Source organism: Methanohalophilus sp. DAL1 (assembly GCF_001683555.1).
GTDB classification, from domain to species: Archaea; Halobacteriota; Methanosarcinia; order Methanosarcinales; family Methanosarcinaceae; genus Methanohalophilus; species Methanohalophilus euhalobius.
In genome coordinates this window covers 1-11,050 of record NZ_MAFX01000034.1, presented here as the reverse complement: position 1 = coordinate 11,050, position 11,050 = coordinate 1, and the positions used below count along the sequence as shown (strand labels likewise).

The following is an 11,050-nucleotide window of genomic DNA, read 5'->3' as shown; positions in this document are numbered from 1 at the left end:
AAATGATGTGTGCACTGGTATATTAGATGACATATCTATATGCCCTAAATATTTGGAAGTTTCAGCTAGTGGAAATATCATATACCAATAAGCATCTTCTGATTGGAGATTATATAATAAGTACGAAGGACTAAAAGATAATAACAGAATGAATATATCTAGTATAAAAATAAAAATGTTTTTTTTCATTGAATGTGTATCTCCTCTTAATTCAAAATTTCATATTCATTAACTCTATTAATTATATTGTCAATTTATTTTTAATGTTTCCGCATATAATCTTTCCATATCTTTCCCTATTTTGTCCCAGTTGTATTTCTCAAGGACCAAATTATATGCATTTTGTTCAAATTTTTTTCTGGTAGTTGCATCTGTTAAAAGAGAAAACATTTTGTCAGAAAGATCTAATTTGTCAAAATTTGCTACAAAGCCAATATTATTATGTATTACATTTTTTATTCCACACCCTTCTGTTACAACCACCGCTTTTTTACAGGCACAAGCTTCTAATATAGTATTGGGGAAACATTCTGAAACACTTGGTAATACATAAACATCTGCATCAACATAAGCTTCTAATTTATCTTGATCGTAGAGTGGTCCTGTAAATATTACTTTATCTTCTACGCTCAGAAATTTGACTTGATTTTGAATATCTGTAAGCAAACCATCATCGGGTCCTGCAATAATAAGCTTTGTATTTTCTAGCCTATTTACCAAATCAGAAAACGCATCAATAAGAAGATCAACTCCTTTTATCTTATGAATTCTTCCTAAAAATAAAATTATATTGTCGTAGTTATTTATCTGATATTTCTTTCGGAATTGACCAAACGTTGGTAATTTTGCATATTCCACCATATCTATCCCATTGGACATTATCTCTATTTTGTTTTTATCAACCCCCATCATAATATATTCTTCAACTTCTCTTTCATTTAAAGCTATTAATTTTGACGCATCTAATAATATATTTGAAAAAAACATATCAAAGATAGTTTTTAATTTTTGTCTTTTAAAAAAAGGTAGTACTGAACCTCGAGCTTGCACAACATATGGAATATCATTTTTTTTTGCGTAATAATGAATTAATATTGCCAAGAAAGTTCTGTATTCATGTATATGGATAATATCAAAAGACATAATATTTTTCCTTATTGTAAGAAAGGCAGTGTATGGAATAGGAAAAACGAATTTGCTCGAGATATATATCGATAAATTTCTAAAGTAATATGTAAGGATGCCATCTACGTCTTTAGGCTTGTTTTTTTTTACTTTCAGCCTTGATTTATATCCATCAGTAGTATATACTGTAACTTTATGACCATGTTCGGTGAGCTTTTTAGATATCTGGTATGCTGCCCTTGTAGGCCCGCCTCCTTCCCACGAAGGTTTAAAAAAATTTGTTACTTGCAGTATTTTCATCATATCCTCTTTTAATGCTAAGTATTGATTATACCAACATGTATAATCCTTAAATGTATTATGATATAGATTCTAAATATCTTTCAAATTCTTCTGAAATATTATCCCAACAGTTGTTAGCAACGAACCCTTGAGCTTTTTTACCTTCAGAGATTAGTTGATCATTTTCTATTAAGTGTTGCGCAAGTTTCAGTATTTCTTCTGGTTTGTCAGTATATGTAACTCCACTGTTATATCCAAATTCTTTAACCATTCCATAGAGGTCTGTTGCTATGACTGGTTTTCCCATAGTCATATATTCATAAATTTTTATTGGAACTATGTATTTCATTGTGTCATTATTATAAGCTGGAAGTAGGCAAATGTCCGCAGCTGCAAGATATTTAGGAACATCTGCATAGGGCTGCCATCCAACAATAGTAATTTTATTGAAATTGTCATACGATTTAAGATTTTGTAAAAAATCCCATAGTTCTCCCTTTCCAAGAATAAATAGCTTGATTTTGCTAGTTTTTGGGAGATTTATTACCTCAGAAACAAGTTCTTTAAGGCCCGAAAAAGTATACAACCATCCCATAAAGAACAAGACGATATCATCATCTTTTATTCCATATTTTTCCCTTATTTCTTTGCCATCGGTGTCAATTTTGAAATGGTCGAAGTCGATGCCAGTACGTATTACTTCTGTTTTATCTCTGTCAGCACCCATTGATATCGTGTATTCCCTGAGGCCTTCGGTAACTGAGATTACTCGATCAGCATTTTCCATATTTTTCCTTTCGATATGTGCTGCAAGGGGCTGGAAATAGTTTTGTGGAACAAGCCTATGTAATACATCCATGACATAGTAAACAAATGGGATATTGTTCTTTTTTGCCAACCTTATTGCAATATTTGTATTCACAATTCCCAGGCCAACAATAACGTCTGGTTTGAAAGAATCGATTTGCTTTTCAATCTCTTTATGGTGGGTATGGACCAAAGAGAGATAATTCAAAGCAGGAAGTTTGACTATTGAAGGCCTTATAACTGTTATATTCCCATTGTCGATGGATTTGTGTTGGTCATGGAAGGTTTTTCTTTTAGAGACTAAACCCTTCTCATTATTGCTTTCTTTCCAGAGGATTTCATAGTCTATGACCCTGATCTCATGTCCTCTTATTGACAGTCTCTCCATTATGTGGTGGCTGTTATGAGGTCCTCTTTCAATCCAATCGGATTCCTGGACTACAAGTATTTTCATGGTTAGCAATACCCATTTAATTCTTATTCATCTAGTAGATAGTACTTTTTCTTTCGAATAAGTTTGCTCATTCCAATAATCAGTTTCAGTACCCTGTCTGAAACGTTTGTATTTTGGTATGCTTCTGGAGTCGCAAACTCTATGTTTTCTTCGTACTGTTTTCTTGCAACCTCAATTGACTGGAGTATGGTCTGGGAATCCATTCCAGTTAGAATCACATTTCCGGTATCAAACACCTCTGGTCTTTCGGTGCTTTCTCTAATTACGAGGGAGGGTATTCCCAGAATGGCTGCTTCCTCATGTATGGTTCCGCTGTCTGATAAGACGCAATATGCATTTTTTTGCAAGTTTACATAATCAAACATGCCAAAAGGTTTGTGAAAATTGAACAATTTGTTATCTGATATTTCCAGATCTTGAAGTTTCATCTTTGTACGAGGATGTGTGGATATGATTAAAGGGTAGCCATACTTTTCAGCTAAGTTTTCCAAAGTATTGACTATATTTCTCAAATTGCGTTCTTTATCAACGTTTTCTTCTCTATGGAAACTCAACAAAAAATATTTTTCTTTTTCAAGTCCCAGTTCATCTAATACACTTGAACTGTCGATTTTGCCTTTGTATCTTTCCAAGACTTCTCTTAGCGGGGAACCTACAACAAAGATACTATCGGAATCCACTCCTTCACGCAGAAGGTTTCTTCTTGCATATTCGGTATATGGGAGATTTATGTCGGATGTATGATCAACAATCCTTCTGTTTATCTCTTCAGGAACCCTGTCATCAAAGCATCGATTGCCTGCTTCCATATGGAACACTGGGATTTTCAATCGTTTTGCAACAATGCAGGAGAGTGCGCTATTCGTATCGCCCAAGATCAATACTGCATCCGGCTTTTCTTTAAGAATTACTTCTTCTGTTTGGGATAGGATGTTACCTATCTGTCCTCCTACTGAAGAACTTTTGACACTTAGCACATAATCTGGATTTCTTAAGTTAAGTTCTTCAAAGAAAATCTGATTCAATTCATAATCATAATTCTGATTGGTGTGTACAAGAATATGGTCCACATATCTATCCAACTTCTTCATTATTTCGGAAAGACGGATTATTTCTGGACGGGTTCCCAGAATAGTCATCACTTTTAAGTTAGTCATTAATTCACCGGCTCCTCTATTCTGAATGTATCTGGGTCGCTTTCATCATACTCTTCACTTATGATTATCAATAATTCACAATTAGTTTTGGAGTCTAGGTTGGTGATTATATGGTTTTCAAATGGATTTACTTTGACAAACTCTCTTTTGGAGCTATTCATTGTAATGGACCTTGATGAATTTGATCTGATGTCCGTCAATTCCATTTCACATTTTCCATGAAGGCAACAGAACCATTCTTCTTTCCTTTTATGATAGTGATTACCGCGTGAACACTGGGGGGCAATCTTTAAATAACTCAATTGTCCGAATTGAACGTCATTTGACCTTGCAAGCTCCTGAAAACTTCCGGTTTCATTTTCATGAATTGGATACATCAATCAACCTCTTTTTTGTAGTATTCAAGGCACATCTTCAACTTCTTGTGTTCCCCAACCCTGTCTGTTAGGAATGAATAAATCTCTCCAATAGTTAATAATTCTCCATTTGGAGATTTGTAGGTACTAAATTCTGGATTGAGCAGATATTGGATTAGATCATCAATATAGATGAATTCCCTTTGTGCATTTGGATCGTTGATTGTTACTTTTTCTCCATTCGATATCTGGTAACAGAATGTTGCTACAACAGAATTGTAGAATGGTTTACCATCAGGCCCATAAACATTAGGGATTCTATATATACACCATCTATTTGCTTTTTTGACTATTTCTTCTTCTAATGCCTTTGTGAATCCGTATTCAGAATCTGCATTCCAAATAATCTGTTGGGATGAGGCAAAAATTAGTTCTGGATACTTATTTTCTAATTTCATTGAAAGAATAAGATTTGCTGTTGAAACAACATTATTCTTCAATATCTCTCCTGTATCTGCTCTGTTTTTTCCGGCGAGATGATAGATTCTATCGCAATCCAAAACAAATTTTCTAACATCATCTGTTTCATTTAGGTCTCCATGAAAAATGATTGGATCTTCCAGAGCATCTGTTAGATGCTTGCCGATAAATCCATTTGCTCCTGTAATTCCAATTTTCATAAGAGTACACCGATTACAGAATTCCTGCTTCTTTGATTAGACGCAATGTTTCTTCAGCGTTTAATTGAACTGTATTTGCTGAAGTAAAAGCATCAGGGATTTTTGAATCTTCCCCCTGGTAGAAAAAGTCTCCAATATTTGCATCCAATTTTGGAATTTTCATATAGTCAATGCCATCATCTGTAAAGCTGAATGCCCTGTGTATTTCTTCAGGTGTGAGAAGGGCTTCGTCCATTTTTTCTCCTGGACGAATTCCAATGATTTTTTTTTCAAAGGAATCTTCAAAATGTAATTCCAGTGCTTCAATTATGGTGCTTATTGTTGCTGCTGGAGGTCTCATTACGAAGAGATCACCTTTATCTCCGATTTCAAGACATTTCTTTGACAAAGCAACTGCGTGACTTAGGGGCAACAAGAACCTTGTCATATTAGCATTGGTTATTGTAAGTGGGAGTCCTTCTTTTATTTTATTGATAAACAAAGGTATGACAGATCCTCTTGAACCGATAACATTTCCGTATCTAAGATTTACACAAACAGTGTCGCCTTTGTGGGCAGACATTAATTTTTCAGCAAGGGCTTTGCTCATTCCATAGGCGTTAATTGGATATACTGCTTTGTCAGTGCTTAAATTTATTATCTTTTCTACACCACATTTTTCTGCAGCTTCAATAACGTTTTTAGTTCCCAATATGTTTGTATTGATTACTTCTTCTGGAAAGTTCTCTCCTGTTGGAACATGCTTCAAAGCTGCTGCATGAAATATATAATCAACATCCTGGCAATAATCCAATAATTTACTTTTATCTCTTATGTCACCAACAATATATTCGATATTATTGTCAGTTCTTTCAATAAACATGTCATGTTGTTTTTTCTCATCTCGGCTGAAAACAACATGTTTTATGTCACAATTTTTTGAAAAATCGATGAATGCATTACCAAAAGAGCCAGTCCCACCAGTTATTAAAATTTTTTTCCCTTTTATATCCTGTTGCATAATTATACCTTCAAAGTTTGATCATTTCATCCTCTGCATCATCCGTCTCATCGAGTCCAGCATTATCCCTGTAAAAGCCATAAATGTACCCACAAGCATCAGGACAGTCATTAAAATGGTTGGCCCGAAATGTAAGGCTCCTCCGTGATAGAAGGTCTGCAGGGATCTCAGACCCAGATATAAACCGACTCCTCCAAAGATCAGACCGGGTAAAGTGAAATAATAAAGCGGCCTGTGGAACTCCATATCCTTGAGCACTCGCACCAGCACTCCAAGGCCGTGTTTTACCGGGTTTTCGCTGGAACAATCCACGTCATACCTCACACCGATGGGCACTTCCTGTATTCGCAGGTTCGCATTGGCAGCCTCGGCCAACATCTCGCTTTCAATGGCCAGATTATCGCAATGGAAACTGAATACATCAGCCATATTCGTCCGAAATGCCCTGAAGCCGCTCTGAGAATCGGTCAGATCGATACCGGTATTCACACTGGTTGCAGTGTCCAGGACTGTCTGGCCGACACGACGGTAGGCGGGCGTATTTTCATCATTGCCATCCAGATACCGACTCCCATTGACCATATCGGCTTTGTCATCCATAATCGGCTTTATCAGTGCAGGAATATCTGCCGGATTATGCTGGCCATCGGTATCCATTGTAACAATAATATCCGAATCCCGGGCCTGCTCAAACCCGCTCTTAAACGCAGCCCCCTTGCCCTTATTATGAGGATGCTGTATAACCTCTGCTCCTGCCTAGGTTGCAACACAGGTGGTACGGTCATGACTGCCGTCATCTACAACAATAACCCTGTCCGCATACTTTTTCACAAGAAGCACCATACTACCAATGGCGATCTCCTCATCAAGTGCCGGCAGGATAGCAGCCACGCTGGTCAGGAAATCACCGCCACAGTATTTAATGGGATTTTGTTAATTTCTACCACCCTGTGAAATATTGTTATGGGGATTGGATTTATCATATATAACTATGTTGAGATTCATATAGTGCTTGTTATAAAAAAAGGTATTGCTATCTAAATGTTGCAATTATCAATCATATTGAAATGCATGTGTACACCAAATTTATATCTCAAAAACACCTCCCACAAACCATGCACTCCCAAACAATCCTCATCACCGGCGGGCTGGGCCAGGTCGGCTCGTATCTGACCGACCGCTTCTGCACCGACAACAGGGTAATCGTGCTGGACAATACATCCTCTCCCTGCCGACACGAAGTACCCGCAGGAGTCCAGCTGGTCATCGGCGACATCCAGGGCCCGGAAGTGGTGCGGCTGGTCGGGCAGGCCGATATTGTTATCCACACCGCCGCCCAGATCGATGTCAACCGCTCCCTGGACCAGCCGCTCTTTGACTGCGAAAACAATATTCTCGCCACCCTCAACCTCCTCGAGGCCGCCCGCCGGACAAATCTGAAACGCTTCGTCTACTTCAGCTCCGCCGCCATCTACGGCGATACCCTGCACACTCCCATTGATGAAAACCATCCCACACAACCCCTCTCCCCCTACGGCGTCAGCAAACTCACCGGCGAACAGTACGCCCTCATGTACCACCGCGCCTTCGACCTGCCCGTAGCAGTGCTGCGCCCCTTCAATATTTACAGCCCCCGCCAGGATCCCTCCAATCCCTACTCCGGTGTCATCACCAAATTCATCGAACGTGCCAAAGCCTCCCAATCCCCGGTAATCTTCGGCGACGGCGAGCAGACCCGCGATTTTATTTCCGTGCACGACATCGTGGATCTGGTAGAACTGCTGATCGAAAAGGACGAAGCCATCGGCAGGGTCTTCAATGCAGGCACAGGCACACAGACCACTGTCAACCGGCTCGCCGAAATCGTACAGAACGTCTTTGACAGTGATCTGCCTGTAGAATACCAGGACGCCCGCACCGGCGACATCCGCCACAGCGTGGCCGATATCAGCGCTGCGCAAACACTGGGATTTGTCCCGCAAGTTTCCCTGGAGGACGGGCTGGCGGAGTTTGTGGGGGAGTGAGGTTTATAACTAGGACCCCCTCTTCCTGAGGGAAGTGATTGACGGCATACATATATATCAAAATGGCTATATATCATGGCAATGACTTTTACGAGAAAGGGGTGAATCCATGACATTTCCTTAATCGGAGCAAATATTGTTCTTTTAGCCAAAAACCATAATCCTTCAATCGTCTCCAGGGATTGGTTGTCGCAGAGAGGAATTTTGACAGACAGCATTAAATCTTTTACACACACCCCTGCCTTATCAGTTGTGGAAACCGAACGTTTCTCATTTTTCGTAGATCCTGACCGCCTTCAACTGGGAATAAAAAAGAATTTTATTAAAGAGGCAAACTCTCTTTGTGAAAAAATCCTATCATATGTTCGCTATCTTCCTGAAACGCCGTATAAAGCAGTTGGATTCAACTTTGGATATGAGCTAGAATATGAAAACCCCATCTTACAGAAGATATATTGTCCCGGCGACAAGCTTGAATCTCTGTTTTCGGAAAATTTCCAGCTTGGTGGTATAATCAAATACGAATTCAATGGGTTCACAGTAAAGTTAATTATCCAGCCGGATATTAATGAAAAAATAAAGGCCGATTTCAATTTTCATTATGGGCTAAATGAGAATTCAGATATTGAGAACATAATAAAAATGCATGGTGAAGCAATGGCTGAATCCCGAAGAGTGCTGGAGGAGTTAGTCAATGAGTGAAACGTACCTGCCTTCCCCGGGTTCAACAGAAAGTCTTGATCCAGACACTGTTCTAAAAATGTATGATTCAATGGATATGCTGGGCCGGTCCGAATCACAGAGTCTGCATAATACCGATTTTGTATTTCAGGAACCGAATTCAGCCGATTCTCCAATAATAATTGAGAAAGCCCTTGCATATGGCAATATCTATAAATCGACGTGGAGGCAGGTCAGTTCATCTTTGAATATTGAAGAAGACCTATTCGCTTCTCAGCCAAGCCCTATATTATTCAATGAAATAGAATGGGATAATCACAAATTCAAACTCCTCAGGCCGCTTGGATTGGATATCAATTTTGTTGATGAGTTATGGGAAGGGGAAAACAGAGATCTGGATATATTCCTTGTTGCATCTGATATGGACGAGCTAATAGCCTCCTTCCGGGAAGAATTTTTTGTTATATGGGAAGTCTATTCCAGGGAGCCGGATTCCAATCTTACCACAAAAGCACAGCAGATAAAAGAAAATCTTCTCAAACTTGTAACTGAAGTAGAGATTGATGGTGTTACAGGTGGCTGTTTTTAAACCCCGGGATATTGAAAAAGCTCTTTTATCAAAAGGCTTTCAGGTTGAACATACCCACCACGAATATTTCTGGCTCTACTATAATGGAAAAAGGACTCATATCAAGACCCGTATCAGCCATGGGAAAAAAGAATATGGACCAAGCCTGATATCTGCAATTAAAAAGCAACTCAAATTACAATCAAAACAACAAATTGAAGATTTGCTCAATTGTCCAATGTCCGAAGAAGATTATATCGAGTTGTTACGGTCAAACGGTGAAGTGGATTAATATGCCCTCCAATGATAGGATAACGATCAGTCACGAAATCTGCGCAGGCAAACCTGTAATCAAAGGGACCAGGATATCGGTAGATTTTGTCATTGAACTTCTGGGAAATAACTGGACATACGATGATATTCTGGAAAATTATCCCCAACTTGATAAAGAAGACATCCTTGCAGCATTAAAAAGATATTAATTTCAGTATACCCTCGAACGTTTGTGGATTTTGATAATTCCAATTAAGTTGTCCTTATAGTTAACTTCATATAATATTCGATAATTTCCAACCCGGACCCTATACAGTTTTTCGTTATACCCTATTACAGTTTTAGAATCATGTAATATGGGGTGATGTTTCAGTTTTTCAATTTTTTCAACATTCTGGATAGATTGGTGTTGTCAAGGGACCTTAAGAATTTGGCAGCCTGCCTGGAATAATTTATATCAAACATTATAATCCTAATTCTTTTTTTAGTTCCTCGTGGGAGATAAGTGTACCAGCCCTCTTCTCAGACCTGTATTGATTCAAAGACAGATTGTCATCTTCCGTCATAATTGAATCTATATCTATCATATGACTTTTGATGAAATCAAGATCTTCCCTTATTGCTTTTAATTCATGCACAATCTCTACAGAGTCGATCACTTCTGACATAATTGAAAATTGGTTTGTGATTATTTAAATATATCTCTTTTTAGGTACTACACCCCACTCTAAAATCATTCTCACTGAAACAATTAGTAAAAAAGTGTAGTCGTGTAGTCTTTTTCTTATAATCTTTGAATGAACGTGCATAATAGTTGGCATAGTCTATTAGATAATCTTTATCGATATAATCTTCTTCTATGACAACGGTGTTTGCATTCAGATATCCAGATATCTTAACAGATAGCTGCTGGGGTCTGATGTACCCATTATATCAAAGAGTTGATCGCTTGTCGATGAAAATGGGTACACTTTCATACATGCCCTCAGAAAAAGTGTATGGTTAAATAGTAATTGGCTTTAAGAGATCTTCTACGTCTATATGGGTCAACTCTTTTTTTAATTCATTTTGTTGTGAAGCCCGGTTTTTCAATCTCTGTTTGAAGTTTTCAATAAGGCGCTGTTTTTCTTGTGGTGTGGGATAATTACTCATTAAATATACCTCCTCTCATGAATCATAAAAATTTATGGGGCCACACTTCAGTAATCCAATATTGAAATGGTTCTTATATATATTTTTTGAAAGGAAAACACTCCGTCTGCAATGTATGCCATAAGTACAAATTTCTATCCAATGTAATTGAATACATCAATATTATATCGATGAGAGGGCATTATCTCCTATATTCCCGGAAAAATCAGATTTACACACCCTCCTCTAATAATCGGACATGCCTGCACATACATAAAATCAATACTCCAACAGTCACCATCAATAGCGTGGCCGATATCAGCGCGGCGCAAACACTGGGATTTGTCCCGCAAGTTTCCCTGGAGGACGGGCTGTCGGAGTTTGTGGGGGAGTGAAAATAACAATATTAATTTGTTTCAAGCCATTTGTCCCTGGCGATTTTGGCCTGCTTAAGAATTCTTTTTAGTAAAGCCACACCAATTTTCCCTTTGTGTGGATTTGGTATGGTTAAA

The 11,050-nt window shown here is 38.3% G+C and carries 16 protein-coding genes; 5 read left to right on the top strand and 11 right to left on the bottom strand.

The annotated features are described in order from the left end of the window. Positions 1 to 249: 249 nt before the first annotated feature. From A9957_RS07320 to A9957_RS07285, 8 genes are read right to left on the bottom strand one after another with little or no spacing between them, the layout of a single operon-like run. Positions 250 to 1,428 (bottom strand): glycosyltransferase, encoded by a 1,179-nt coding sequence (locus A9957_RS07320; RefSeq protein WP_292343697.1) that lies wholly within the window; start codon positions 1,426 to 1,428, stop codon positions 250 to 252. A gap of 55 nt (positions 1,429 to 1,483) precedes the next feature. Next, complete coding sequence (locus A9957_RS07315) at positions 1,484 to 2,668, bottom strand: glycosyltransferase family 4 protein (RefSeq protein ID WP_292343695.1); 1,185 nt, start codon at positions 2,666 to 2,668, stop codon at positions 1,484 to 1,486. A gap of 23 nt (positions 2,669 to 2,691) precedes the next feature. Next, positions 2,692 to 3,825 (bottom strand): non-hydrolyzing UDP-N-acetylglucosamine 2-epimerase, encoded by a 1,134-nt coding sequence (gene wecB, locus A9957_RS07310; RefSeq protein ID WP_292343693.1) that lies wholly within the window; start codon positions 3,823 to 3,825, stop codon positions 2,692 to 2,694. Further along, positions 3,825 to 4,202: a WxcM-like domain-containing protein gene (locus tag A9957_RS07305; RefSeq protein WP_292343692.1), complete on the bottom strand. Its 378-nt coding sequence runs from the start codon at positions 4,200 to 4,202 to the stop codon at positions 3,825 to 3,827. The genes wecB and A9957_RS07305 overlap by 1 nt, the downstream gene beginning before the upstream one ends. Continuing rightward, the gene (locus A9957_RS07300) at positions 4,202 to 4,861 is read right to left on the bottom strand and encodes an NAD-dependent epimerase/dehydratase family protein (protein WP_292343690.1); all 660 of its coding nucleotides are present in this window, start codon (positions 4,859 to 4,861) and stop codon (positions 4,202 to 4,204) included. Before A9957_RS07300 ends, A9957_RS07305 begins: the two co-directional genes overlap by 1 nt. A 13-nt stretch (positions 4,862 to 4,874) precedes the next feature. Continuing rightward, positions 4,875 to 5,861, bottom strand: coding sequence for a polysaccharide biosynthesis protein (locus A9957_RS07295; protein WP_292343688.1), 987 nt, complete (start codon positions 5,859 to 5,861; stop codon positions 4,875 to 4,877). Between the two features lie 21 nt (positions 5,862 to 5,882). Then, positions 5,883 to 6,602 carry a glycosyltransferase family 2 protein gene (locus A9957_RS07290; RefSeq protein WP_292343699.1) on the bottom strand — a complete coding sequence of 240 codons (720 nt, stop codon included), beginning with the start codon at positions 6,600 to 6,602 and terminating at the stop codon, positions 5,883 to 5,885. Between the two features lie 15 nt (positions 6,603 to 6,617). Then, positions 6,618 to 6,752, bottom strand: a complete 135-nt coding sequence (locus A9957_RS07285; protein WP_292343686.1) for a hypothetical protein — start codon at positions 6,750 to 6,752, stop codon at positions 6,618 to 6,620. A gap of 224 nt (positions 6,753 to 6,976) precedes the next feature. Between A9957_RS07285 and A9957_RS07280 the strand changes: the two genes are divergently transcribed. The 5 genes from A9957_RS07280 to A9957_RS07260 all read left to right on the top strand — a co-directional run bounded on the left by A9957_RS07280 (position 6,977) and on the right by A9957_RS07260 (position 9,616). Then, entirely contained in the window at positions 6,977 to 7,885 is a 909-nt protein-coding gene (locus A9957_RS07280; protein ID WP_292343684.1) for an NAD-dependent epimerase/dehydratase family protein, read from the top strand. Between the two features lie 204 nt (positions 7,886 to 8,089). Next, complete coding sequence (locus A9957_RS07275; protein ID WP_292343682.1) at positions 8,090 to 8,587, top strand: hypothetical protein; 498 nt, start codon at positions 8,090 to 8,092, stop codon at positions 8,585 to 8,587. Continuing rightward, the gene (locus A9957_RS07270) at positions 8,580 to 9,155 is read left to right on the top strand and encodes a hypothetical protein (protein ID WP_096712834.1); all 576 of its coding nucleotides are present in this window, start codon (positions 8,580 to 8,582) and stop codon (positions 9,153 to 9,155) included. The genes A9957_RS07275 and A9957_RS07270 overlap by 8 nt, the downstream gene beginning before the upstream one ends. After that, positions 9,142 to 9,426 (top strand): type II toxin-antitoxin system HicA family toxin, encoded by a 285-nt coding sequence (locus tag A9957_RS07265; protein ID WP_096712835.1) that lies wholly within the window; start codon positions 9,142 to 9,144, stop codon positions 9,424 to 9,426. The genes A9957_RS07270 and A9957_RS07265 overlap by 14 nt, the downstream gene beginning before the upstream one ends. 1 nt (position 9,427) lies before the next feature. Next, positions 9,428 to 9,616: a DUF433 domain-containing protein gene (locus A9957_RS07260; protein WP_096712836.1), complete on the top strand. Its 189-nt coding sequence runs from the start codon at positions 9,428 to 9,430 to the stop codon at positions 9,614 to 9,616. 2 nt (positions 9,617 to 9,618) lie between these two features. Here the strand turns inward: A9957_RS07260 and A9957_RS10595 are convergent, their stop codons facing one another. The 3 genes from A9957_RS10595 to A9957_RS07250 form a co-directional block, all read right to left on the bottom strand. Continuing rightward, positions 9,619 to 9,789, bottom strand: a complete 171-nt coding sequence (locus tag A9957_RS10595; RefSeq protein WP_366924999.1) for a type II toxin-antitoxin system RelE/ParE family toxin — start codon at positions 9,787 to 9,789, stop codon at positions 9,619 to 9,621. An 82-nt stretch (positions 9,790 to 9,871) separates the two neighbouring features. Beyond that, positions 9,872 to 10,075 (bottom strand): hypothetical protein, encoded by a 204-nt coding sequence (locus A9957_RS07255; RefSeq protein WP_096712837.1) that lies wholly within the window; start codon positions 10,073 to 10,075, stop codon positions 9,872 to 9,874. Between the two features lie 334 nt (positions 10,076 to 10,409). Continuing rightward, entirely contained in the window at positions 10,410 to 10,559 is a 150-nt protein-coding gene (locus A9957_RS07250) for a hypothetical protein (RefSeq protein ID WP_164909087.1), read from the bottom strand. Between the last annotated feature and the right edge of the window lie 491 nt (positions 10,560 to 11,050).